Here is a 24,629-nt window from a genome sequence, read left to right on the forward strand (position 1 = left end):
TCCTCCCGGTGCTCGCAGCGCCACAGACTGGTCAGTATCCCGCTCAGGGAGGCGCCGGGCCATCACGTTTCCCCGGCGACCGCAGCGCGACCCCGGCGACGACGGCCAGGGTGCCGATCGCCTCGGGCAGGGCCGGGACCTGCCGTAGCCACAGAAAGCCGATCAGCCCCGCGGTGACCGGCAGCAACGCGAGCAGCAGCGCGAACCGCGCCCGCCCGGCCTTGCGCAGGACCACCTGGTCGAGCGCGTACGGCACGACGGTCGAAAGCACCCCGACCCCGATGCCGAGCAGCAGCAAACGTGGCGAACCCCATACCGCGCCGGTGCCGAGCGCCAGCGGCGACAGCACCACGGTGCCCACGGCGAACCCGACGGCCAGCCCGTCGATCCCGTTCCCGCCGACCGCGACCCGCTTCCCGAGCAGGATGTATCCCGCCCAGGCGGCCGCCGCGCCGAGCGCGAACAGCACGCCGAGCAGGCTTCCTTCGAGCCGGACGTCCGCGATGGCGACCACTCCGGCCGCCACCAGCAGCAGCGCGAAGACGTCGCGGCGCGTGCGCGAGCCGAACGCCGCCACCACCACGGGCCCGGCGAACTCGAGTGCGACCGCGGTGCCCAGCGGCAGCCGCGCGATCGCCTCGTAGAAGAGCACGTTCATCCCGGCGGTGACGACGCCGAAGGCTCCCGCGAGCAAGAACGTGCGGCCGGTCCACGCCGAACGGGGTGGCCTGCGCCACGCCAGGAGGACCAGCGCCGCCCCGAGACAGCGGAGCCAGGCCACCCCCGCGGGGGAGGCGACCGAAAAGAGACCTACGGCGATGGCCGCACCGGCGTACATCGAAATTCCGCTGAGAACGAACAAGACCGGCGACGGCACGCTCGGAAGACGGTTCCGGACGACTGCGATTCCCACCCCCGCATGGTGCCTGACGTGGGAAAAGACGGTTCGGCGGGGAGTCTTCTCCCACGTTGCGTGATTACGCTACGGCATACGAGGTAATTACCAGTGACAAATGAGACACCCGCACGGGAACACTTGCGGGTCGCCAAACGTCTGGAAGAGTGGAAGCACGAACACGGCGGGGCCGGGAACGAACGTTGCCGGCATCAGTGCCGAAGTGGTCGTAGCTGGATCGATGGCACCGGGCCACCGGTGCCGGGACGGAGGGAGACTCCAATGACTTCACCGACGCTCACCCGCCCCGAACTGACCGCTGCCGACCGATGCGACCGGTGTGGAGCTGCAGCCCAGGTTCGAGCCATTCTCAGCACCGGTGGCGAGTTGCTCTTCTGTGGTCACCACGCCCGCGCACACGAAACGAAGCTCAAGGAAATGTCCGCGGACATTCAGCGGTAGCCCACCAGTCCACGACCACCCGGCGGCCGGCCGCTCCTGTGTAGGGAGCGCGCCGGCCGCCCTGTTTTTCGCGGGATGCGCCGGGCCGGTTCGCCGAATGTCTCCTAAAACATACAGACAGCATGTATGTTACTTCCATGACCACAAGCGATCTGCTCGGCGAAGCGCACGAGGCAGACCTCGGCGGTGCCCGTATCCGCTACCGCGACCGCGGCGAAGGCCCGCCTGTGGTCTTCGTCCACGGACTGCTCACCAACGGCCTGCTCTGGCGCAAGGTCGCCCCTGCGGTCGCCGACGCGGGCTTCCGCTGCCTGACCCCGGACTGGCCGCTGGGCGCGCACGAGATCCCGGTCCCGAACGCCGACCTGAGCCCGCCCGGGGTCGCCGCGCTCATCGCGCGGTTCCTCGAAGTGCTCGACCTGACCGACGTCACCGTGGTCGCGAACGACACCGGCGGCGCGCTCACCCAGCTGCTCATGACCACGAACCCGGAACGGGTGGGCCGGGTCGTGCTGACGCCGTCGGACTCCTACGAGCGCTTCCTGCCGCCGCTGTTCGCGGGGCTGAGCACGCTGGCCCGGATTCCCGGTGGGGCCCGGCTGATCGTCCAGGCGCTGCGCTGGCGGTGGCTGCTGACGAAGACGGACTTCCTCTGGCTGGCCAAACACCCGGTCCCGGACCACATCCTAGACGCGTACCTGCTGCCCAGCCGCCGGAACGCGGAGATCCGCGACGATCTGCGCCGGTTCACGGCGAGCGTCGACAACCGGTACACGCTGACCGCCGCCGAGCGGCTGCCCGCATTCACCAAGCCCGTGCTGCTGGCTTGGACACCCGAAGACCGGCACTTCCCACTGTGGCTGGGCCGCAAGCTCGCCGAGGTCCTGCCGAACGCCGAACTGAAGACGATCGAGGACTCCTACGCCTTCGTGCCGGAGGACCAGCCGGAGCGGCTGAGCGGCATGATGGTGGAATTCCTGCGTGCCCACGCCACGACGTAGCCAGACCGAACGATCGCACTCGACGCAGGCCGCGTTGATCACGGCGGCGCGGACGCTGTTCGCCGAACAGGGGTACGCCGCCGTGCCCGCCGACGAGATCGTCCGGGCGGCGGGCGTCACCCGCGGCGCGCTGTATCACCACTTCGCGGACAAACAGGGCCTGTTCCGGGCCGTGATCGAGCAGATCGAAACGGAGATCACCGAGGAACTGAAGACCGTCCTGCGGGCCACGGACGACCCGTGGGCGGGGGCGCTCGGCGTGCTGAGCCGGTTCCTGGACCTGTGCCTGCGGCCCGAGGTGGTGCGGATCGCGCTCACGGACGCCGTCTCGGTCCTCGGCTGGCAGGAATGGCGGGAGCTGGAGAACCGGTACGGGCTGGGCCTGATCACGGAGATCCTGGAAGCCGCCGCGGCGGACGGGCTGCTGATCGACGCGCCCATCCCGGAGCTGGCGCAACTCGCGCTGAGCGCCTGCGCGGAGGCGGCGCTGATGATCGCGCACGCCGAAGACCCCGCGGCGGCCAAGGAGAAGTCCCTCGCCGCCCTGGTGGCCCTGCTCTCGGGCCTCGTGAATGGTAATGACGGTTATTGAGGGGCAAGTCAGACTCAAGCGCCTACGGTCTGGCGATCTCGCGTGTCGTCCGCCTGATGACGACCGCCGGTCGGCCGCGACATCACTTCCGACCGGATCCCTCCCAAGCTCAGTCCGTGAAGGGCTCCTTGAGGGACCCTGGGTCCCTCAAGGAGCCCTTCACGGACTCGATGCCCGCCACGTACGGCCCACAAGTGCATGAGGCCAAGACGCCGGCGAGCTAGACGGTGTCCAGGATCATCTCGAAAGCGGCTTCGGCGGCGCCTAGCAGCTTCACGTCCGCCCCGAGCGCCGAACTCACGATCTGCGTTCCGCCCACGGCCCGGCTGACCAGGCTCCGCCGCCGGACCTCGGCCGCCACCGACTTCACGACCGAGTCGGGCAGCACGGTGAGCAGGTCGCCCAGCACGACCAGCTGCGGGCCGAGCAGGTTCACCACGTTCACCAGGCCCAGCGTCAGCCATTCCGCGAACTCCGCCAGCCGCTCCTCGGCCGCGTGCGGATCCCGGCCCAGCTCGCGCAGTTCGAACAGGATCGCCCCGCGCGGGGTGTCCTCGGGCAGGTCGAGCGCGCGGCACAGCGCCGCCTCGCCGACCTCGGTCTCCCAGCAGCCGCTGGACCCGCAGTAGCAGGGACGGCCACCGGGCCGGATCGCCATGTGCCCGATCTCGCCGACGTAGCCGGCGCCGCCGCGCAGCGACGAACCGTCCGCGATGATCCCTCCCCCGACACCGACGTCGGCGGAGACGTACACGGCGTCGGAAGAGCCCCGCGCGGCACCGCGCAGGTGTTCGGCGATGGCGCCGAGTTCGGCGTCGTTGCCGACCAGGATGGGGATGCGCAGCACACCGCCGAGCCGTTCCCCGAGCGCCACGTCCGTCCAGCGCAGGTTGGGCGCCTCGTGGACGTGCCCGTCGGCCCGGCGGACGACGCCGGGCACGGACACCCCCGCGGCGATCGGCTGCACGCCGAGGTCGCCCGCCAGTACGGTGGTCGACTCGATCACGTGCGTGATCACCTCGTCGGCCTCCCGCATCCGGCCGTGCAGGTTCCAGCTGTTGCGCCCGAGGATCTGCCCGCCGAACCCGACCAGTGCGATCGCCACGTGTTCGACCTGGAGGTCGACCGCGAGCACCACCGCCGCGTGCGGCTGCGGCAGGACCAGGAGCGAGGGGCGGCCCGCCCCTCGTCCCGGCCTCGGGACCCGCTCCTCGACGACACCCGCTTCCGCGAGGCCGTCGACGAGGGTCTTGATGGTGCTGCGGTTGAGCCCCAGCTCGGTGGCGAGGGTCGCCCTGGTGCTCGGGCCGCTGACGTGCAGCAACCGGAGCAAGGTCGTGCGGTTGTGCCTGCGCACCTCGTCTGGTCGTGCAACGGGTGTGCTGGTCACGGGCTTCATCATTCCATGCGGACTCAGCGCGGCGACGCAGCCGCGCGGCGCCGGGACAGCGCGTCCACCGTGGCCGCGAGAAGAAGCACCAAACCGGTGACGATGTTGACCACCGCCGCCGACTGCTTCAGCAGGCCGAGCGCGTTCTCCACGACCGCCAGCACGAGACCACCGATCACCGCGTCGACGACCCGGCCCTTGCCGCCGAACAGCGACGTGCCACCGATGACGGCGGCGCCGACCGCGAACAGCAGCGTGTTGAGGCCACCGGCCTGCGGGTCGACCGAACCGACCTTCGACGAGTAGACGATCGCGCCGATCGCCGCCACCGCCGAGCAGATGACGAACACCGAAGCACGGATCTTCTCGACGTTGATACCGGCGCGGCGGGCCGCCTCGCGGTTGCCGCCGACGGCGTAGATGTGGCGGCCGTACTGGGTGCGGTTGAGCACGTAGGTGCCGAGCACCAGCAGGCCGAGCACGATCGGCACGACGTACGGGACACCGGAGATGACGATGTTCGGGTTCGGCGCGCGGTTCAGCGTCAGCAGATAGGTCGCGATCGCGGCGACCACGGCGATCGCACCGACCTTGAACAGCACCATCGGCGTCGGCTGGGTGACCAGGCCGCGTTTGAGCCGCGAGAAGTGCTGGCCCAGCGTCACCGCCGCGAACCCACCGGCGGCGATCAGGAAGAGGATCCAGCTGCCCACAGTGGACAGATTGCCGTTGGCGACCTTGAACAGCACGTCCGAGGTGCTGATGCCGAGCGTGCCGCCCTCACCGATGAACTGGAGAATGACCCCTTGCCAGGCAAGGAAGAGCGCGAGCGTCACCACGAACGAGGGCATCCCGATCTTGGAGACGAGGAACCCGGTGAGGACACCGATCGCGCCCCCGACGCTGATCGCGAGCAGCATCTCGATCCACGGGTTCGCCGCGGTTCCCGAGAGCACGAGCGCGATGGCGAGCACGGCGAACCCGACGCCCGCCCAGATCCGCAGGACCACGCCGAGCAGCGCGGCGATCGCGAGCACGACGAGGAACGCGATGAACACGCCGTTCCCCATGCCACCCAACAGGTTTCCGTTGCGCACGTAGTGCATCGCGAGGACCGCGGCGGTGACTCCGGACGCGGTGCCCGCGGACAGGTCGATCTCGCCGAGCAGCAGCACGAACACGATGCCCATCGCGATGATCGCCTTGCCGGCGCCCTGCGCCATCAGGTTCGCGATGTTGTTCATCGTCAGGAAGGTGTCCGACAGCGAGGCGAACACGATCACCAGCACGAGCAGGCCGAGCAACGCCGGGAGCGAACCCAGCTGTCCCGCCTTGAGCCGGGAGAAGTAGTCGCCGACGGCCTCGCGTGTCGACATCGATGTCGTGTCGATGCCGAAGTCGGTGATGGCCGCCGACGGGTTGAGCGCGGCGGCCGCCGACTTGCCCCCCTCCGGCGAGGCGGACTTTGCAGGTGTCTCAGTCATTTCCGGTTCTTTCTCGCCTCGGATCAGAGGACGGCGGCTTCGGGGCGGGCAAGGCCGAGGTCGCCGGAGCGACCGGCGGTGATCAGTTCCACGACCTGGCCGTGGGTGACGTCCTTGGTGTGCACTTCGGCGACGAGACGGCCGAGGTAGAGCACCGCGATACGGTCGGCGACCTCGAAGACGTCGGCCATGTTGTGGCTAATCAGCACGACGCCGAGGCCCTGTTCGGCGAGGCGGCGGACGAGGTCGAGCACCTGGCGGGTCTGCGCGACACCGAGCGCGGCGGTGGGCTCGTCGAGGAGGACGACCTTCGAGTCCCACAGCACGGACTTGGCGATCGCGACGGTCTGCCGCTGGCCGCCCGAGAGGGCCGAAACGGGCGTACGGACCGATTTCACGGTGCGGACCGACAGCGACGCGAGCGTCTCGCGGGCGGCCTTCTCCATGCTGGCCTCGTCGAGCAGCCATTTGCTGCCGCGTTCCCTGCCGAGGAACATGTTCTGCACGATGTCGAGGTTCTCGGCCAGCGCGAGGTCCTGGTAGACGACCTCGATCCCCAGATCCGCGGCGTCACGCGGACCGTGGATGTTGACCTGCTTGCCCTGGAACGTCACCGTTCCCGAGTCGTAGCCGTGGATTCCGGCGATCGACTTGACCAAAGTGGACTTACCGGCACCGTTGTCGCCGACCAGCGCGGTGACCTCGCCGGCGCGCACGTTGAAGTCCACGTCGTGGAGGACGTGGACCGGCCCGAAGCTCTTGTTCAGCTGCTTCAGTTCGAGGATGGGTTCACTCATGGGGGTTCTCGAATTCTCCCGGCTGGGTACCGGGCCGGTGCGCGCTGTCGGGAGAACGCACCGGCCCGGTCGTCTGGTTTGAACGGGTCAGGAGATACCGAGCTGCGTGCACGCCGCGGCCAGGTCGCCGCCGCAGATCTCGGCCGCCTTGACGTAGCCCTGCGTCACGACCTCCTTGACGCCGTCCTTGGTGGTCAGCTTCGGCTCGAGGAGCACGGACTTGACCTCGCGGTTGCCCTTCGGGTCCTTCGCCTTGCCGGTGGCCAGCGCGTCGGCACCCGCCTTGTCGCCCTTGGCCAGCAGGACGGCGAGCTTCGCCGCGGCTTCGGCCTCTTCCTTGATCGGCTTGAAGACGGTCATGTACTGGTCGCCGCGCAGGATCGCCATGAGGCCGTCCGCGGTGGCGTCCTGGCCGGTGACCGGGACCTTGCCGTTGAGGCCGTTCTTCTTCAGCACGGTGATGACCGCGCCGGCGAGACCGTCGTTCGCGGCGACGACGCCGTCGACCCTGCCCTTGTTGTCGGTCAGGATCTGCTCGAAGGTCTGGCCGCCCTTCTGGTTGTCCCAGTTGTCGATGGCCTGTTCCCGCACGAGCTTCAGGTCGCCGGCGGCGAACTTCGGCTGCAGCACGGACTTCTGGCCGTTGGCGAACAGCGTCGCGTTGTTGTCGGTCGGGGCACCCTCGATCATGACGACCTCGGCGCCCTTCTTGTCCTTCAGCGCGTCGGCGAGACCCTGGCCCTGCAGCTGACCGACCTTCTCGTTGTCGAACGAGACGTAGTAGTCGGAGCTGCCGCCGAGGTTCAGGCGGTCGTAGTCGATCGTCGGGATGCCCGCGGCCTGCGCCTTGCGGGCGACCGCCGCGCCGACCTCGCCGTTGATGGCGGCGATGATCAGGACCTTGACGTTCTGCGCGATCATGCCGTCGGCCAGCGTGGTGAACTTCTGGACGTCGCCCTGGGCGTTCTGGACGTCGGCGTCGAAGCCCGCGTCCTTGAGCGCCTTGGTCAGGAACGGCTTGTCGAAGGACTCCCAGCGCGCGGAGGTGGCGGTCTCCGGCAGGATGACGCCGACCTTGCCACCGGCGGCGGCACCGCCGGGGGCGGGTGCGGACTGCGAGGAGTTGCCACTGCCCGAGTCGGCGGTGTTGGCGCCACAGGCGGAGAGCACCAGGCCGGCGCCCACCGTCGCGGCGAGGAGGGTAAGGGTTCTGCTGCGCATCCTCGTTCCTTCCGGATCTTGCTCGCGGGCGGCGATCCTGAAGGACCGGTCGCACCATCGCGCATATGTTGTGGGCGACAACATATGCCGCCGAACGGGTTTCGCGGAAGACGGCTGGATCGATTAAGCCACCTCAAATGGACACGGTTTGGCAACGTGGCCGTAGCAAGGCGTACGAAGTCTAGGTGCGCTGACGGTGTGACCGCCACCACTCACTCAGCGTGATCAGCGCTGCTGATCACGCTGCGGGGACCGGGCTATTCGCCGACGACCCGCTGGTTACGCGTGACCGGACGGACGACACGCGTGATTGGACGGACGACACGGCGTAGGGCCGGGGCCACCGCGAGTCGTCCGCCTGATCACGCGTGTCGTCCGTTCGAGCACAGCAGCCCGCACCCAAGACACTCACGACCCCGTACTTTCGCGCGCCCCATGCCCGCGCGCCGTGCAATGAAAGGCCCCTTCATTGCACGGGGTACGGGCGGTCACCAGGAACGCAGGGTGACGATCCGCTCTTCGAGCTGCTCCACCGAAGCCATCGCGGTCGGCGGCCCGCCGCAGACCCGGCGCAGTTCGTTGTGGATCGCGCCGTGCGGCTTCTTCGTCCGGTGGTGGTGCACGCCCACCAGCGCGTTCAGCTCCTTGCGCAGGCTGCCGAGCCGCTCGCTGACCGACTGCGGCCGCGCGACCGGAGCGGCCTCCTCGGCCTTGGGCTTGCGCCGCTTCTCGTCGGAGAGCTGCTCTTCCTGCCGCTTCCGCAGCAGGGCGCGGACCTGATCCGGTTCGAGCAGCCCCGGCAGGCCGAGGTACTCCTGCTCCTCGTCGGAACCGGAGAACACCGCGGTGCCGAAGGAGTTGCCGTCGTAGATGACTTGATCGAGCTCGGCGGAGGCGCCCAGCGAGGTGAACGCCTTCTCCTCCTCGCCCGGCTCGTCCTCGGTGCGGTTGGCCTGGGCCAGGAGTTCGTCGTCCCAGCCCTCCTTCTCGCGGTGCGGCTTGCCGAGGACGTGGTCGCGCTGCGCCTCCAGCTCACTGGCGAGTTCCAGCAGCACCGGAACGCTCGGCAGGAACACCGAAGCGGTCTCGCCGGGTTTGCGCGAACGCACGTACCGGCCGATGGCCTGCGCGAAGAACAGCGGGGTCGACGCGCTCGTGGCGTAGACGCCGACCGCCAGCCGCGGCACGTCGACGCCTTCGGACACCATCCGGACCGCGACCAGCCAGCGGTCGGTCGAATCGGAGAACTCCTTGATCCGCCCGGACGCCTTGGGATCGTCGGACAGGACGACCGTCGGGGTCTGGCCGGAGATGCGCTCCAGGATCTTGGCGTAGGCCCGCGCCGAATCCTGGTCGGTGGCGATCACCAGGCCGCCCGCGTCCGGGATGCCGTTGGCGCGGAGCTGCGCGAGACGCGTGTCCGCGGCCTGGAGCACCGACGGGATCCACTCGCCCGCCGGGTCGAGCGCCGTGCGCCAGGCCCGTGCGTTCTGTTCCGCGGTCAGCGGCTCGCCGAGCCGCGCGGTGAACTCCTCCCCCGCGCTCGTGCGCCAGGAGGCCTCACCGGAGTAGGCGAGGAAGACGACCGGCCGGACCACGCCGTCGGCGAGCGCGTCGGCGTAGCCGTAGGCATGGTCGGCCTTGCTGCGCTGGAAACCCGAACCGTCGGCCTCATAGGTGACGAACGGGATCGGCGAGTCGTCGCTGCGGAACGGCGTCCCGGTGAGCGCCAGGCGGCGGACGGCGGGGGTGAACGCCTCGCGGATCGCGTCGCCCCACGACTTCGCGTCACCGCCGTGGTGGATCTCGTCCAGGATGACCAGGGTCTTGCGGTTCTCGGTGCGCACGCGGTGCAGCGTCGGATGCGCGGCGACCTGCGCGTAGGTCACCGCGACACCTTGGTAGTCACGCGAGGTGACGCCGGTGCCGTTGCGGAAGTTCGAGTCGATCGCGATCCCGGCGGCCGCGGCCGAGGCGGCCCACTGGTGCTTCAGGTGCTCGGTCGGCGCGACGATGGTGATCCGCTCGACGGTCCGGTCGCTCAGCAGCTCGGCGGCGATCCGGAGACCGAACACCGTCTTGCCCGCGCCCGGCGTCGCGACGGCCAGGAAGTCCTGCGGTTTCTTCGTGAGGTACTTCGTCAGCGCTCGCCGCTGCCAGGCACGCAGCGGGCGGGCCGTGCTGTCCTTCGCCGCGGGAGGCGCGCCCAGCTCGCCTCGATCGCGTTCAACGGTTTCCGACATGCAGGTTCCCCTCCTCCCTCACCCGAAACGCCTGGTCATCCACCCTGACACAAGCGAAAACCCCCACTTGGGTATCCGGCCGCGACGCCGGCGCCTGAGGTGAGGGCACTCCGGGGAGCCTACCTCGCGGGCTCGTGGAACGCCGGAAGCGCCACCCCCGTTGTCGGGTTACTCACCCGAAAAACCAGGGGTGGCGAGCCGAATGGCGTGGCATGGACCATGCTGGACACCGTCAAGGGCGCGCGCGCCGTCGGAGGAGCTGCATGAGCGAGGAGAACGGCCGTCCGGATACGGCCGCCGAGGTCGCGAAGGGCCGCAGGGGTCCGTTGCGCCTGCTCAGCCGCACGCTCAGCAAGGCGTGGGACGGCAACATCTTCTCCGAGGCCGCCGAAGCCGCCTTCTGGCAGACGCTCTCCCTGCCGCCGCTGCTGCTCGGTCTCCTCGGTTGCCTCGGCTTCGTCGGCGACTGGTTCGGCCAGGAGGTCGTGACCGCGGTCCACGACCGGATCATCACCTTCAGCAAGACGATCTTCAGCGACAACGCCGTCCACGACATCATCGAGCCGACGGTCAACAGCATCCTGTTCGTCGGCAAGGGCGAGATCGTCTCCGTCGGCTTCCTGATCTCCCTGTGGGCGGGTTCGTCGGCGATGTCGTCGTTCGTCGACGCGATCACCGTGGCGCACGACCAGTACGGCGTCCGCAACGACGTCTGGCAGCGGATCTTCGCGCTGCTGCTGTACCTGGCCGGGCTGGTCATCCTGGTGGTCGGGCTGCCGCTGCTGGCGATCGGGCCGGACCTGCTCCCCCAGTTCTTCCCCACCGACTGGCGCGGCACGGTGTCGTACTGGGTCGGCACGCTGTACTACCCGGTGCTGGCCGTGATGATCGTGCTCGCGCTGACGACGCTGTACAAGCTGGCCCTGCCGCGCCGGTTGCCGTGGCACCGCGGGCTCCCCGGCGCGATGCTCGCCATGGTCGTGTTCCTGCTCTCCAGCATCGGGCTGCGGATCTATCTGAACTGGATCACCAAGACCGGCTACACCTACGGCGCGCTCGCCGCGCCGATCGCGTTCCTGTTGCTGATGTTCTTCATCGGGCTCGCGGTGGTCGGCGGCGCGTACTTCAACAGCGCGATCCAGGAACTGTGGCCCGCCAAGGCGACGAAACGGCAGCGCCGGAAATGGCGGCGGCTGGAAATGGAACGCGCGAACGAACGGATCCGTGCCGAAGAGGGCCGCAAACTGTGGGAACGGACGACGGTCCCGCTCCGCCGCCCTCGCCAGAACGGCGATTCCCCGGACAGTGACGCCGAACACGCGCCGGAACAATCGGTGAACGAAGAAACGCAGAGCGAAGCCGACCAGGTGACCGAACGGCGAATTTGAGGCCGGTCGGAGTAAGACCTCATCCCGAAGTCGTACCCCGATTCCACCCGTGGTGTGAATCCACTCCACCCCTCGCCGTGAAAAGCTCGCGGTAACCCGCCCGTTCCGAGCTATTTCCTGGGGGATACCGCCATGTCCACGCTGGCCAGACTGAGCCTGCGCAACCGAAGTCTCATCGGGCTGCTCGCCCTGGTGGTGATCGGCTTCGGCGCCTTCGCCCTGCCGCAGCTGAAGCAGCAACTGTTCCCGTCACTGCAGTTCCCGCAGGCGCAGATCATCACGCCGTACGCGGGCGCGTCGCCGGACGCGGTCGACCGTCAGGTCACCGAGCCGCTCGAAGGCGGGCTGCAGGGGTTGAAGGGGCTCGAAGAGCTGAACTCGACGTCGTCGGAGGGGCTGTCGCGGATCACCGCGCAGTTCGAGTTCGGCACGGACATCGACGCGGCGGTCGGGCAGATCCAGCGCGTCGTCGACGGGCTGAAGGCACGGCTGCCGCAGAACAGCGAGCCGTCGGTGTCGGCGGGCTCCACCGACGACATCCCGGTCGTGCTGCTCGCCGCCGGCACCACCGGTGATCCGCAGGCGCTCGCCCCCGCGCTGACCGGGGAGGTCGCGCCGGAACTGCGGAAGATCGACGGTGTCCGCGAGGTCGAGGTGACCGGCGCGCGGCAGCCACGGGTGACCATCGCGCTGGACTACGCGAAGCTGGCCGCCGCGGGGGTCGATCCGTCGTCGATCGGCACCACGCTGCAGACCGCCGGTGCCGCGGTCCCGGCCGGGACGCTGACCGAAGGCGACAAGACGCTCACCGTCCAGGTCGGCGGCGGACCGACCACTGTGGACACGATCAAGAACCTGTACCTGACGCCTTCGCAGCCTTCCCGTCCCGGCGCGCAGGCGGGCGAACCCGTGAAGCTCGGTGACGTCGCCGACGTCCAGGCCGGGTTCGCGCCGCCGACGTCGATCACGCGCACCAACGGCAAGCCGAGTCTCGGCCTCTCGATCACCATGGTGGAGAACGGGAACGCGGTCGCGATCTCGGAAGCGGTGCGGGACAAACTGCCCGAGCTGTCGAAGAAGATCGGCGCCGAGATGAGCGTCGTGTTCGACCAGGGCACCCCGGTCAAGGACGCGATCAGCGGCCTGACCACCGAAGGGTTGCTCGGGCTGGCGTTCGCGGTCGTGGTGATCCTGCTGTTCCTGATGTCGGTGCGCTCGACGCTGGTGACGGCGGTGTCGATCCCGCTGTCGGTGGTCGTGGCGCTGCTGGCGTTGTGGACCGGCGATCTGTCGCTGAACCTGCTCACCCTCGGCGCACTCACCATCGCCATCGGGCGGGTGGTCGACGACTCGATCGTGGTGCTGGAGAACATCAAACGACATCTGGCGTACGGCGAGGAGAAACAGCGCGCGGTCCTCGACGGTGTGCGCGAGGTCGCGGGCGCCGTGACGTCGTCCACCCTCACCACGGTCGCGGTGTTCCTGCCGATCGCCTTCGTGGGCGGGTTCGTCGGCGAGTTGTTCTCGCCGTTCGCGATCACGGTCACCGTGGCGCTGCTGGCCTCGCTGCTGGTGTCGCTGACGATCGTGCCGGTGCTCGCGTACTGGTTCCTCAAGCCGCCCAAGACCCCCGCGAACGAGCACGAGGCCGAGCTCACGCGCCAGGCCGCGGAAGACAAGGAACGCCGCGGGCTGCTGCAGCGCGGATACGTTCCGGTGATCCGGTTCGCCACGCGGCGCCGCGTCACCGTGGTCCTGCTGGCGCTGATCATCTTCGGCGGCACGGTCGGGCTGGCCTCGCAACTGAACACCAACTTCCTCGACCAGTCCGGCTCGACGACGCTGAGCCTTTCGCAGAAGCTGCCGCCCGGCACCAGTTCCGAGGCCAAGGAGAAGGCAGCCGGCGCGGTCGAGCAGGCGCTCGCCGCCGAACCCGCCGTCGAGACCTACCAGGTGAGCATCGGCGGGGGCGGTTTCTTCGGTGGCGGCGGGATGGCGACCAGCATCCAGGTCACCGTCGCCAAGGACACCGACCTCGACGCGCTCTCCGAGCGGTTGCGCGGCAAGCTCGACAAGCCGGAACTCGGCGAAGTCAAGATCGGCGCGGAAGCGGGCGGGTTCAACTCGGACCAGATCTCGATCACCGTCACCGCACCGGACGAAGCGGCGCTGAAGCCCGCCGCCGAGCAGGTCCGCCAGGCTCTGTCCGGTGTCCCGGACCTCACCGAGGTGACCAGTGACCTCGCGCAGGGTTCGCCGCGCGTGCAGGTCGAGGTCGACGCCGCCAAGGCCGCCGCGAGCGGGCTTTCGACGACCACGATCGGCCAGATCGCGAACCAGGCCATCGCCGGCCGCACGGTGACCCAGCTGCCGGTCGACGGCCGGCGCACGGACATCGTGCTGCGCGCGGGCACGGCCCCGGTGTCGGTCGACGCGGTCAAGGCGCTGCCGATCCCGGGCGCCACCGGCGTCGTCCGGCTCGACTCGGTCGCGAACGTGTCCACAGTGGACGGCCCGGCCGCGGTGCACCGCACCTCGGGCGAGCTGAGCACCACGGTCACCGCCAAGAACACCGGCGCGGACCTGGCAGCCACCACGAAGGCCATCCAGTCCAAATTGGACGGCCTGACCTTCACCGGCGGCGCGGCGTACAAGCTCGGCGGCGTCAGTGAGGACCAGCAGGAGGCCTTCGGGAACCTGTTCCTCGCGCTGCTGGCCGCGGTGGCGATCGTGTACCTGATCATGGTGGCGACGTTCCGCAGCCTGATCCAGCCGCTGATCCTGCTGGTGTCGATCCCGTTCGCGGCGACCGGCGCGATCGGGCTGCTGCTGGCCACCGGGACCGCGCTGGGCCTGCCCGCGCTGATCGGGATGCTGATGCTCGTCGGCATCGTGGTGACCAACGCGATCGTGCTGATCGACCTGATCAACCAGTACCGGGCTTCGGGGATGAGCGTCGCCGACGCCGTCGTCGAAGGCGGCAGGCGACGGCTGCGGCCGATCCTGATGACGGCGGCGGCGACCATCTTCGCGCTGATCCCGATGGCGCTCGGGCTGACCGGCCAGGGCGGGTTCATCGGGCAGCCGCTGGCGATCGTGGTCATCGGCGGGCTGGTCAGCTCGACCCTGCTGACACTGATCCTGGTGCCGACGCTGTACACGACGGTCGAGACCCGGAAAGAGCGTCGCCGTGCGAAGAAGGACGCCCGCCGGTCGCCTTCGGAAGCGCCGTCTTCCGAAACGCTGACGCCCGAGCCGACTTCGTAGACCTGGCGCCTGCCCCAAGTACGTGAAGGCCCCCTTCACTGCGCTAGACGCAGTGAAGGGGGCCTTCACGTACTACGCGAGTCACGCCTTCCGGAACCGCCACGTCTTGCTGTCGAACGCCACGCACCACGAGGGTGAAAGCATGATCACCCGCAGGGTCCCGTCGGCGGCGACGTCGATGCCCTCGGTCTCGAAGTTCCCGCTGCAGGTGCTCTTCAGCGGCAGCTGCCCCAGCGACGTGACCCGCCCGGTCACGTCCGCACCGGACAGCGCGCCGGAAAGGTCGACCTGCAGCAGTGGCTTGGTGCTCCCGAACAGCGAGCCTTCGGGGTCGTCGGACGCGCACAGCAGCCGGGTCGCGGTGACGAAGTCGCAGCCCTGGATGTCCCGCACCGGCTTGTCGAGCCGGATCGCGGACGCGTACGGCAGGTTCGCCGACGGATCCGTGTGCGCGACCCCGGGCATCGGGTGCACCAGGAGCCGGTCCATCGTGCCCCACTCTCCCGCCACCATCCAGCGCGCGTCGGGGGTCACGGCGGCGAACGAGTTGTTGTTCGCCTCCCACGACTCCAGCGTGTGCGTGTAGTTCGCCCACTTTCCGTCGGGCGACTCGACGCGGAAGAGCTTCGCTCCCCGGTCGTCGCGCTGATACGGCTCGACGTACCAGCCCTGCGCGGAGCCCGGGTCGCCGACGTGGTTCCAGCCCTGGGTGGACAGGCTCATGGGAACCGTCGCGATCCCGGTGTAGCGGTAGATCGTCCCGGACGGCCGTTCGATGGTGGCCAGGCCCTGGCCCTCGTCGAGCGGGCGGGCGTTGTCCGAGCCGACCGTGGTCCAGCCGGTGACGGCTTGGGCGGCGGCGGGTGAGAACACCGCGACCAACGCGGCGATGGCGAGCACGATCCCGGTTCTACGCATGAAGGCTCCGTCCCGGCGGGTTTTCGCTGGCGCGTACTGATTACCAGCGAAAACCGGGACGGGCAGCCACCATGTGAAGGATTTTCAGATTTTGTCCGGTTTCGGACACCGGACGGACACTCAGTCGCCCGGCTTGAGGCCGTCGTAGATCTTCTTGCAGTCCGGGCAGACCGGCGAACCGGGCTTCGCCGACTTCGTCACCGGGAAGACCTCGCCGCACAGCGCCACCACGTGCGTGCCCATGACCGCGCTTTCGGCGATCTTGTTCTTGCGCACGTAGTGGAACATCTTCGGCGCGTCGTCGTCGGTGCCGTCGGTGCCCTCGGGACGGGTATCCGGCTTCGGAAGGGTCTGTGTACTCACCCCTCCATAATGCCCCAAATCCTCCTGCGCACACCGGCGACCTGGCAGGATCTCGCCCATGTTCCAGAAGGTGCTCGCGACGTTCGGCTCGGGCGGGGCGAAGATCGACGCCCGGCTGCTCGACCGCACGGTCTCCCCCGGCCGCCCGCTGCGCGGCGAGGTCCTGCTGCTCGGCGGCGAAGTCGATCAAGAGATCAACGGTCTCTCGGTGAAGCTGCTCGCCCGGGTCACCCTCCCGGACGAACGCCGCCCCGGCGTCGAGGACCTCGAGTTCGGTACCCAGCAGCTGGCGGGCAACGAGCGGATCGGGCCGGGACAGCAGGTCCGGATCCCGTTCGAGGTGGCCCTGCCCTGGGAGACGCCGATCTCGAGCGTCTTCGGCAAACCGCTGACCGGGATGGCCGTCGGCCTGCAGACCAGCCTCGACATCGCGAACTCCGTCACCGACCCGGTCGACGTCGACGGCGCCGCGATCGAGCCGCTGCCCGCGCAGAAACGGATCTTGGACGCCTTCAGCCGGATCGGCTTCGTCTTCCGCGAGGCCGTGCTGGAACGCGGCCGGATCAACGGCGCCGTCCAGCAGCTGCCGTTCTTCCAGGAGATCCGCTTCACCCCTTCGCCGCGGTTCGCGCCCGTCTTCACCTCCGTGGCGGTGACCTTCCTGTCGTCGCCGTCGGAGACGCAGGTCGTGCTGGAGGTGACCAAACGGGTCCGGGTCTCCAAGAGCGGCGGATTCGGCGGACGCGGCCAGGAGTTCCTCGGCCTGTTCAAGGTCGACCACGCGGCGCTGGACCGGCTCCAGTGGGAGCCACAGCTCGAAGGCTGGCTGCACGAGGTGGCCAAAGCGCGCGGGATCTTCGACTGATGGACTGGCCCACCGCGATCACCCGGCTCGGCGGCGATCACCTGATCGCCGCCGTCGCGTGGAACGACCTCCGAACCCGCTACGCCGAACCGCATCGCCGCTATCACGATCTCCGGCACGTCACGGCCGTCGCCCGCGACAGCGGCGACCTCGCCGTCGCCTTCGGTTTGGGGTCTCGCGAGCGAGCTCTCGTCGCCGTCGCCGCGTGGACGCACGACGTCGTGTACGACGCACGCCCCGGCGAGGACGAACGGGCGAGCGCGGCCTGGACACGCGACGAACTGGCCAACGCCGGCGTCCCCGAGGCGGATGTCGAACGCGCTGGGGAGCTGGTCCTGAGCACGATCCATCACGCCGCCCCGGACGACGACCTCCTCGCCACCGCGCTGCTCGACGCCGACCTCGCGATCCTCGGCGCCACGCCGGGGCGCTACGAGGAGTACGCGAACGGCGTCCGAGAGGAGTACTCGATCTACTCGGACGAGGACTGGCGGGCGGGACGCGCGGCCGTGCTGGAGAACCTGCTGGCCAGGCCGCGGCTGTACCGCAGCGACATCGCGCGGGCACGCTGGGAGAACAAGGCGCGCGCCAACCTCGCGCACGAACTGACCCGATGGCGTGACGCGGACCCACATCACCGATGATGTTCGTTCGTGACTCCGCAACTGTCCCTTCACGAAGAGGTCGCCTCCGCCCTCGCCGGCGGTGACCCCGTCGTCGCGCTGGAGAGCACCATCCTCTCCCACGGTCTCCCGCCCGGCCGCAACCTCGACGTCGCCCGGCGGCTGGAGAAGGTCGTGCGCGACGGCGGCGCCGTCCCCGCGACCATCGCCGTCCTCGACGGCGTCCCCCTGATCGGCCTCACCGGCGAGCAGCTGGAACGGGTCTGCGCGCCCGGTGCGGAGCTGGACAAGCTCTCCCTGCGCGACATCGGCCCGGCCGTCGGCCTCGGCCGCTCCGGGGCGACGACGGTCGCCAGCACCGCGGCGCTGGCCGCCGCGGCGGGGATCGGGATGTTCGCCACCGGCGGCCTGGGCGGCGTGCACCAGGGCGCGGTGCAGAGCTGGGACGTCTCGGCGGATCTCGGTGTGCTCGCGAAGGTGCCGACCACGGTCGTCTGCTCCGGCGTGAAGTCGGTGCTCGACATCGCCGCGACACTCGAGGTGCTGGAGACCAACTCCGTACCGGTGCTGGGGTACCGCACCGGCGAGTTCCCGGCGTTCTACCTCCGCTCGTCCGGCTTCGAGGTGCCGTGGCGGGTCGACGACGCCGCGCAGGCCGCCTCGGTCATCGCCGCCCACCGGGCGCACGCGGATTCCGGTGTCCTGCTGGCGAATCCGATCCCGGAAGCGTCCGAAATGGACAGGGAGCTGCACGACCGGCTGCTCGCCGAAGGGCTGGAGCTCCTCAAGGCACGCGGCGTGCACGGCAAGGACGTCACGCCGGTACTGCTGGAGCACTTCCACACCGCCAGCGAAGGCGCGAGCCTCGACGCGAACGAGGCGCTGGTGCTGTCCAACGCGGAGCTGGCCGCTTCGGTCGCCGTCGCGCTCGTGAAGAGCGCGGCATGAGCGGGATCGTGGTCGTCGGAGACGTCGGCCTGGACGTGGTCGCGCGGCACGAAGGCCCCATCCCGCACGGCGGCGACATCCGCGCGAAGGTCCATTTCACCAGCGGCGGCGCGGGCGCGAACACCGCGCTGTGGCTGCGGGCCGAGGACGTGGAGACCACACTGATCGCGCGGATCGGGGACGATTCCGGCGGCCGCATGGTGAAGGGCGAACTGGAGGCGGCCGGTGTCCGGTGCGAGTTCGCCGTCGATCCCGAAGAGCCGACCTTCTGCGTCGTGGTGCTCGTCGACGGCGCCGGTGAACGGAGCATGCTCGCCGACCGCGGCGCGAACGCGCGGTTCAGCCCGGAGGACATCACCGAAGCGGCGCTGAGCGGCGCGAGCCACCTGCACCTCTCGGGCTACGTCCTGCTGTACCCGTCGTCACGGCCCGCGGCGCTCGCGTCGCTGGCGGCGGCCAAGAAGGCGGGGCTGACGACCTCGGTCGATCCGCAGGCGGCGACGCTGATCACCGATCCCGCGGCCTTCCTCGACGACGTGCGCGGCGTCGACCTGCTGATGCCGAACACCAGCGAACTGATCGCGCTGACCGGGTCGAGCGATCCCGAGGCGGCGAAGGAACTGCTGGGCTACGTCGGCGAGGTCGTGGTCACCGCCGGTCTCGACGGCGCCAGCTGGGTGGACGCGAGCGGCACCATCACCTCGGTGCCCGCCCAGCCCGCGGAGTGCGTCGACTCGACCGGCGCCGGCGACGCGTTCGACGCCGGTGTGCTGGCGGCGTGGCTGCGCGGCGAGTCCACCGTGGAGGTGCTTCGGGCCGGGACGCGGCTGGGTGCCCAGGCGGTCGCGAAGGTCGGGCCGCAGCCCTAGCCACACGCCTCGTGGTGCCTGTGAGGCAAGAGTGGCCGTGAAGGCCTCCTTGAGGGACCCAGAGTCCCTCAAGGAGGCCTTCACGGACTCGACGACTACAGCCGGAATTCACGTAGGTGCCGAAGGCACCCTTGACCGTCCTTACCACTCGCGAGGCTTGACCGGCGATCACACGTGACTGGATGGACGACACGACCGCGGCCGGGGTTCGCCGCGAGTCGTCCGTCTGATCACGCGAGTCGTCCGTCTGATCACACGTGTCGTCCGGTCAGTCACGCGAAACCGCCGCTCGCACACCGGCGGTCGGTACCTGAGCCACCCCGTCCTTACCTCTCACGAAGTGCGAAACGGGTCAGCCGCCGTCGATGACGCGATGGCCGGAGCTTTCGATCCGTGTCGGTTCGGCCTGGTAGCGGTTGACCTTCTCGCTCTTGCGCGGCGGCCGGTCGTTGGCGATCAGGACGGCGACCCAGGGCAGCGGGATCGAGATCGCGATCAGCGCCAGCGCGAGCCACCAGGTCTCGTAGAAGATCCCGGCGAGGATCAGGCACGGGATGCGGAACGACATCATGATGATGTACTTCCGCTTCCGTTTGGCCAGCTGGTCTTCGTAGGACGGGGCGGCTTCGGTGATCAGCACCGGAGCGGGTTCCCTCGGCTCGGGACCGTGGGCGGGCGCGTTCACAGCACCACCTCCGGCTTCCATGCTCCCACTCGCCGGGCTCATCCGACACCCGGGTGGGTGAGCCGGTGCAGAGCCGCGACCACGAGCGTCTCAACGCCGGCCGAAAGCGTCGGATGCGGGATCGGCGCGAAGAGCGGCGAATGGTTCGACGGGATGTCCTGCTCGAAGCGCCCGGCGGTCATCGCGGCGATCACCTTGCCCTCGTCCAGGCCGCCGACCAGCCAGAACACCGAGGGGACACCGGCCGCGCGGCCGAATTCGCTGAAGTCCTCGCTGCCGGTGACCAGCGGCGCGGGCATCACCCGGCTCTCGCCGAAGTGGTCGCGGAAGGCCGCGGTGAGCGCCTCGGTGGCCGCGTCGTCGTTCTCGGTGACCGGGAACGCGCCGATGCGCTCGATCTCGGGCGGTTTCGGCGCGCCCGCGGTGGCCGCCTCGCCCTGGACGATCCGCTCGACCGCCGCGACGACCTTCTCCCGCACGGCCTGGTCGAACGACCGGATGTTGACCTCGAGGACGGCGTGGTCGGCGATGATGTTGTGCGCGGTGCCGACGTGCAGCGACCCGACGGTCACCACCGCCGGCTCGGTCGCCGGGATCTCCCGCGACACGATGGTCTGGAGCTTGAGCACCACGGACGCGGCGAGCACCGCGGGATCCACCGTGGTTTCGGGCCGCGAGCCGTGCCCGCCGCGGCCGTGCAGGGTGATGCGGAGCGCGTCGGTGGCCGCCATGATCACCCCCGGCCTGGTCAGCACCCAGCCCGCCGGGCCGGGTACGACGTGCTGGCCGAGCACGACGTCGGGCTTTCCGGCGGGCCCGAAGACCCCCTCGCGGACCATGCCGACGGCGCCGTCTCCCGCCTCCTCCCCCGGCTGGAAGACGATCATCAGCGTGCCGGACCAGTGCTCGCGTCCGGCCGCGAGCAGCGAGGCGGCGCCGGAGAGCCAGGTGGCGTGCATGTCGTGGCCGCAGGCGTGCATCACCGGGACGTCGCGGCCGTCGGCGTCGATCCCGCGCGCGGTGCTCGCGTACGGCAGGCCGGTCTTCTCCTCGACCGGCAACGCGTCGATGTCGGCGCGCAGCATCACCTTCGGGCCGGGCCCGTTGCGCAGCACGCCCAGGACGCCGGTGCGCCCGATGCCGGTGTGCACCTCGTAGCCGTCGGCCTCCAGCCGCTTCGCCAGTTCGGCGGCGGTGCGGGTTTCGGCGAACGACAACTCCGGATGCCGGTGGAGGTCGGTGTACAGGTCTTCCAATCCGGGCAGCGCCGCCTGCAGCGGTGCCAGGACACTCTCGAGGCTCACGACGTCATCCTGGCAGTATTACCCACCGTGAGCACACGAGCGGCCCTCCCCGACCTGTCCGACGACGTCTGCGCGAGGTTGCGGGACGCCTTCCGCCGGACGGGGTACGACACCGACGGCGTGGTCGGCGCCCTCGGCTCCGCGCACGCCGCCCTCGGCCGCGGCGAACCGGAACTCGCCTACCGCGCGACCCGCGACGCGGGTGAACTCGGCACGCTGATCCGGCTGTTCCTGCTGGGCTCGACCGAACCGGAGAAGGACGTCGAGGCCGCTTTCGCGCCACTGTCTCTCGATGACGCGGTCGCCGCCACGCTGCTCGTGCCGGCCACCGACGGCTACCGGGCCGGTCTGGACGTCCGCCCTCACGGCGACGACGAAGGCTCGTGGTGGGTCGTCTCCGACCTCGACGCCGACGTCCTGGGCACGACCGTCCCCGAAGACCACGTGCTCGGCGTCGGGCACGCGTCCCTCAGCCTGATCCGGGCCACCAGCCGCCGCGAGGTCGCCAGCCTGCTCGACGTCGGCACCGGCAACGGTGTCCAGGCGCTGCACGCCACGCGGCACGCGAAGCAGGTCACCGCCACCGACGTCTCGGCCCGCGCGCTGGCGCTGGCGGCGGCGACGTTCCGGCTCAATGAGCTGGACGTCGAGCTCGTCCGTGGCGAATGGTTCGCGCCGGTCGCGCGGCGCCGGTTCGACCAGATCGTGTGCAATCCGCCGTTCGTGGTCGGCCCGCCGCGGGTCGACTACACCTACCGCGACTCCGGTCTCGCGGGTGACGACGCCAGCGCGCTCGTGGTGCGGCAGCTGCCCGGGTTCCTCAACGACGGCGGCACCGGCCAGCTCCTGGCGTCCTGGCTGCACGTGAAGGGTGAGGACTGGGGCGATCGGGTGACCCGCTGGCTGCCCGCCGAGACCGACGCGTGGTTCGTCCAGCGGGACATCGCGGACCCGGGACTGTATGTCGGCACGTGGCTGCGTGACGCGGGTATCGATCCCCGCTCCCCCGAAGGCCGCGCGAAATCCGGAGCGTGGCTCGACTGGTTCGCCGAAAACGACGTCCAGGGGATCGGGTTCGGCTTCGTCACCCTCCGGCGGGCGGACGGCGCGACTCCGACCATCGTGTGCGAAGACCTGCGCCAGGCCTACGACGACCCGCTGGGCGCCGAGGCCGCGAACTGGCTGGATCGGGTGGAATGGCTTCGCGCCAACGGTGATTCGCTCCTCGACGTCCGTTTCCGGGTGCCGGAAACGGTTCTCCTGGAAAGCGTCGCCGAGCCGGGTGCGGAAGGCTGGGCCACGACCGTCCAGCGGCTGCACCGCACCGACGGTCCCGGGTGGTCGCACGAAGTGGACGAACTCGCGACACGGCTGCTCGCGGGCTGCCAGGGCGCGCTGCCCTTGGAGGACCTGACCGTGCTCCTGGCGGCCGCTCAGGGGCTCGAACCGGAGGAACTGGCCGAAGCCGCGCTGCCCGTCGTCCGGGAACTGGTCCGGCACGGCATGCTCCTCCCGGCCGTCTGATGCGGGCGGTGGTGGCGAGGGTCACGGAAGCGAGCGTGACCGTCGGCGACGAGGTGACCGGCGCCATCGACGAGCCGGGTTTGCTGGTACTGCTGGGAATCCACGTCGACGACGACGTGACGAAAGCCGCCACGATGGCACGCAAACTGCACGAAGCTCGCATACTTCGCGACGAGGAGTCGTGCGCCACCACCGGCGCTCCCCTGCTCGTCGTAAGCCAGTTCACTCTTTACGGCGACACCCGCAAAGGCCGCCGTCCGTCCTGGACGGCGGCGGCCCGGCCCGAGGTCGCCGAACCCCTCGTGACGGCCGTCGTCGACGCCCTGCGCGAACGCGGCGCACGGGTCGAAACCGGCCGCTTCGGGGCCATGATGGCGGTCCGGAGCGTGAACGACGGTCCGTTCACCCTCCTCATAGAGGTCTAGACCACGTTTCCCTCTCCCCGGCACGGGCATTCTCAGGAAAAGCTCAGGGTTGGTGGAGCAACGCCCCAGGTCAGCCGCCCGTCTCCTCTGTAGCGGCCGGGAACGTTTTCGGACCTCCCGGCGTTGAGCCAAGTGTCCAGCCAAGCTGGGCCGAGGAGGAGTAGCCGGTTTTCCACAGGGCCTGCTACGCCGAGACGGACCCGGCGGACAACCGCAGCACGTTCAGCCCGTGACCGGGGAGGCAGAATGTCAGTCCAGACTCTCGAACGCGAAGCGCGCGGGATTCGCGAGCGCCGTATCCCGGCGCAATCCACCCAGGAGCCGGTGAGCACGGGGGCGCTCACCGACGCCGACCTCGACGCCCAGAGCCCGGCCGCGGACCTCGTTCGCGTGTACCTCAACGGAATCGGCAAGACGGCGCTGCTGTCCGCCGCCGACGAGGTCGAGCTGGCCAAGCGCATCGAAGCGGGCGTGTTCGCCCAGCACATGCTCGACACGGCCGAGGGCCTCACGCCGAAGCGGCGTTCGGAGATGTCCGCCCTCGTGCGTGACGGCCACGTCGCGAAGAACCACCTGCTGGAGGCCAACCTCCGCCTCGTGGTCTCGCTCGCGAAGCGCTACACCGGCCGGGGGATGCCGCTGCTCGACCTGATCCAGGAGGGGAACCTGGGTCTCATCCGCGCGGTGGAGAAGTTCGACTACTCCAAGGGGTTCAAGTTCTCGACCTACGCCACCTGGTGGATCCGCCAGGCCATCACCAGAGGGATGGCCGACCAGGGACGCACCATCCGGCTGCCGGTCCACCTGGTGGAACAGGTGAACAAGCTGGCGCGTATCAAGCGCGACCTGCACCAGCAGCTCGGCCGGGACGCCACCCACGAGGAGCTGGCCGCCGAATCGGGCATTCCGGCGCACAAGATCTCCGACCTGCTCGACCACTCGCGTGACCCGGTGAGCCTCGACATGCCGGTCGGCACCGAGGAGGACGCCCCGCTCGGTGACTTCATCGAGGACTCCGAGGCGACCGACGCCGAGAGCGCCGTGATCTCCGGCCTGCTCCAGGACGACCTGCGCCGCGTGCTCGCGACGCTGGACGACCGCGAGTCCCAGGTGATCCGCCTGCGTTACGGCCTCGACGACGGCCAGCCGCGCACGCTCGACCAGATCGGCAAGCACTTCGGGCTTTCCCGTGAGCGCGTTCGGCAGATCGAGCGAGAGGTCATGTCGAAGCTGCGTCAGGGTGAGCGAGCGGACCGCCTGCGCGCCTACGCTTCGTAATGCCCTAAGGCCCTTTCGGCGGAGCTGAAGGCCCGCTATCGCGGTGGCAGGCGATCGCGGACGCGGGTTGTCCAACGGGCACCGATC

Annotated in this window: 22 protein-coding genes; 12 read left to right on the plus strand and 10 right to left on the minus strand. The window is 69.6% G+C overall.

Going from position 1 to position 24,629, the window contains the following annotated elements:
- Window positions 1-43: 43 nt before the first annotated feature.
- Entirely contained in the window at window positions 44-838 is a 795-nt protein-coding gene (locus CVV72_RS16330) for a DMT family transporter (protein ID WP_219153989.1), read from the minus strand.
- 339 nt (window positions 839-1,177) lie between these two features.
- On the opposite strand from CVV72_RS16330, the gene CVV72_RS41655 reads away from it, so the two are divergent.
- The 3 genes from CVV72_RS41655 (at window position 1,178) to CVV72_RS16340 (ending at window position 2,950) form a co-directional block, all read left to right on the plus strand.
- Window positions 1,178-1,357 carry a hypothetical protein gene (locus CVV72_RS41655; protein WP_016332937.1) on the plus strand — a complete coding sequence of 60 codons (180 nt, stop codon included), beginning with the start codon at window positions 1,178-1,180 and terminating at the stop codon, window positions 1,355-1,357.
- A 137-nt stretch (window positions 1,358-1,494) separates the two neighbouring features.
- Complete coding sequence (locus tag CVV72_RS16335; protein ID WP_219153209.1) at window positions 1,495-2,358, plus strand: alpha/beta fold hydrolase; 864 nt, start codon at window positions 1,495-1,497, stop codon at window positions 2,356-2,358.
- Window positions 2,339-2,950 carry a TetR/AcrR family transcriptional regulator gene (locus tag CVV72_RS16340; RefSeq protein WP_219153210.1) on the plus strand — a complete coding sequence of 204 codons (612 nt, stop codon included), beginning with the start codon at window positions 2,339-2,341 and terminating at the stop codon, window positions 2,948-2,950. The genes CVV72_RS16335 and CVV72_RS16340 overlap by 20 nt, the downstream gene beginning before the upstream one ends.
- Window positions 2,951-3,170: 220 nt before the next feature.
- Here CVV72_RS16340 and CVV72_RS16345 read toward each other — a convergent pair whose 3' ends face one another.
- The 5 genes from CVV72_RS16345 to CVV72_RS16365 all read right to left on the minus strand — a co-directional run bounded on the left by CVV72_RS16345 (window position 3,171) and on the right by CVV72_RS16365 (window position 10,085).
- Window positions 3,171-4,352, minus strand: coding sequence for an ROK family transcriptional regulator (locus CVV72_RS16345; RefSeq protein ID WP_091597315.1), 1,182 nt, complete (start codon window positions 4,350-4,352; stop codon window positions 3,171-3,173).
- A gap of 11 nt (window positions 4,353-4,363) precedes the next feature.
- Complete coding sequence (locus CVV72_RS16350) at window positions 4,364-5,824, minus strand: sugar ABC transporter permease (protein ID WP_034317039.1); 1,461 nt, start codon at window positions 5,822-5,824, stop codon at window positions 4,364-4,366.
- Window positions 5,825-5,847: 23 nt separating this feature from the next.
- Complete coding sequence (locus tag CVV72_RS16355; RefSeq protein ID WP_005164482.1) at window positions 5,848-6,621, minus strand: ATP-binding cassette domain-containing protein; 774 nt, start codon at window positions 6,619-6,621, stop codon at window positions 5,848-5,850.
- Between the two features lie 87 nt (window positions 6,622-6,708).
- Window positions 6,709-7,842, minus strand: coding sequence for a sugar ABC transporter substrate-binding protein (locus CVV72_RS16360; protein ID WP_034317042.1), 1,134 nt, complete (start codon window positions 7,840-7,842; stop codon window positions 6,709-6,711).
- Between the two features lie 488 nt (window positions 7,843-8,330).
- A complete protein-coding gene (locus CVV72_RS16365; protein WP_034317045.1) occupies window positions 8,331-10,085 on the minus strand; it encodes a DEAD/DEAH box helicase in 1,755 nt (584 codons plus the stop codon).
- A gap of 263 nt (window positions 10,086-10,348) precedes the next feature.
- Between CVV72_RS16365 and CVV72_RS16370 the strand changes: the two genes are divergently transcribed.
- Together CVV72_RS16370 and CVV72_RS16375 are read left to right on the plus strand one after the other, a co-directional pair.
- Window positions 10,349-11,473, plus strand: coding sequence for a YihY/virulence factor BrkB family protein (locus tag CVV72_RS16370; RefSeq protein ID WP_219153211.1), 1,125 nt, complete (start codon window positions 10,349-10,351; stop codon window positions 11,471-11,473).
- A 132-nt stretch (window positions 11,474-11,605) separates the two neighbouring features.
- Complete coding sequence (locus CVV72_RS16375; protein ID WP_219153212.1) at window positions 11,606-14,740, plus strand: efflux RND transporter permease subunit; 3,135 nt, start codon at window positions 11,606-11,608, stop codon at window positions 14,738-14,740.
- 81 nt (window positions 14,741-14,821) lie between these two features.
- Here CVV72_RS16375 and CVV72_RS16380 read toward each other — a convergent pair whose 3' ends face one another.
- Both CVV72_RS16380 and CVV72_RS16385 read right to left on the minus strand, forming a co-directional pair.
- Window positions 14,822-15,658 (minus strand): hypothetical protein, encoded by an 837-nt coding sequence (locus CVV72_RS16380; protein WP_219153213.1) that lies wholly within the window; start codon window positions 15,656-15,658, stop codon window positions 14,822-14,824.
- 120 nt (window positions 15,659-15,778) lie between these two features.
- A complete protein-coding gene (locus CVV72_RS16385) occupies window positions 15,779-16,021 on the minus strand; it encodes a DUF3039 domain-containing protein (protein ID WP_005164469.1) in 243 nt (80 codons plus the stop codon).
- Between the two features lie 58 nt (window positions 16,022-16,079).
- Between CVV72_RS16385 and CVV72_RS16390 the strand changes: the two genes are divergently transcribed.
- Genes CVV72_RS16390 through CVV72_RS16405 form a run of 4 tightly spaced genes read left to right on the plus strand, consistent with a single transcriptional unit; the run spans window position 16,080 to window position 19,326 of the window.
- Entirely contained in the window at window positions 16,080-16,886 is an 807-nt protein-coding gene (locus tag CVV72_RS16390) for a sporulation protein (protein WP_219153214.1), read from the plus strand.
- Window positions 16,886-17,530, plus strand: coding sequence for a hypothetical protein (locus CVV72_RS16395; RefSeq protein WP_219153215.1), 645 nt, complete (start codon window positions 16,886-16,888; stop codon window positions 17,528-17,530). Before CVV72_RS16390 ends, CVV72_RS16395 begins: the two co-directional genes overlap by 1 nt.
- A 9-nt stretch (window positions 17,531-17,539) precedes the next feature.
- Window positions 17,540-18,457 (plus strand): pseudouridine-5'-phosphate glycosidase, encoded by a 918-nt coding sequence (locus CVV72_RS16400; RefSeq protein ID WP_219153216.1) that lies wholly within the window; start codon window positions 17,540-17,542, stop codon window positions 18,455-18,457.
- On the plus strand, window positions 18,454-19,326 hold the full coding sequence (locus tag CVV72_RS16405) for a carbohydrate kinase family protein (RefSeq protein ID WP_219153217.1): 873 nt from the start codon (window positions 18,454-18,456) through the stop codon (window positions 19,324-19,326). The genes CVV72_RS16400 and CVV72_RS16405 overlap by 4 nt, the downstream gene beginning before the upstream one ends.
- A 352-nt stretch (window positions 19,327-19,678) precedes the next feature.
- Here the strand turns inward: CVV72_RS16405 and CVV72_RS16410 are convergent, their stop codons facing one another.
- Together CVV72_RS16410 and CVV72_RS16415 are read right to left on the minus strand one after the other, a co-directional pair.
- The gene (locus CVV72_RS16410; protein ID WP_126731478.1) at window positions 19,679-20,032 is read right to left on the minus strand and encodes a DUF3099 domain-containing protein; all 354 of its coding nucleotides are present in this window, start codon (window positions 20,030-20,032) and stop codon (window positions 19,679-19,681) included.
- Between the two features lie 17 nt (window positions 20,033-20,049).
- On the minus strand, window positions 20,050-21,315 hold the full coding sequence (locus CVV72_RS16415; protein ID WP_219153218.1) for an amidohydrolase: 1,266 nt from the start codon (window positions 21,313-21,315) through the stop codon (window positions 20,050-20,052).
- Window positions 21,316-21,342: 27 nt separating this feature from the next.
- Between CVV72_RS16415 and CVV72_RS16420 the strand changes: the two genes are divergently transcribed.
- The 3 genes from CVV72_RS16420 (at window position 21,343) to CVV72_RS16430 (ending at window position 24,542) form a co-directional block, all read left to right on the plus strand.
- A complete protein-coding gene (locus tag CVV72_RS16420) occupies window positions 21,343-22,839 on the plus strand; it encodes a methyltransferase (protein WP_219153219.1) in 1,497 nt (498 codons plus the stop codon).
- The gene (gene dtd / locus CVV72_RS16425) at window positions 22,839-23,264 is read left to right on the plus strand and encodes a D-aminoacyl-tRNA deacylase (protein WP_219153220.1); all 426 of its coding nucleotides are present in this window, start codon (window positions 22,839-22,841) and stop codon (window positions 23,262-23,264) included. The genes CVV72_RS16420 and dtd overlap by 1 nt, the downstream gene beginning before the upstream one ends.
- A gap of 246 nt (window positions 23,265-23,510) precedes the next feature.
- A complete protein-coding gene (locus CVV72_RS16430) occupies window positions 23,511-24,542 on the plus strand; it encodes a sigma-70 family RNA polymerase sigma factor (protein WP_255632714.1) in 1,032 nt (343 codons plus the stop codon).
- Window positions 24,543-24,629: the final 87 nt, after the last annotated feature.

The sequence above is a fragment of the Amycolatopsis sp. TNS106 genome, assembly GCF_019330265.1.
GTDB classification, from domain to species: domain Bacteria; phylum Actinomycetota; class Actinomycetes; order Mycobacteriales; family Pseudonocardiaceae; genus Amycolatopsis; species Amycolatopsis lurida.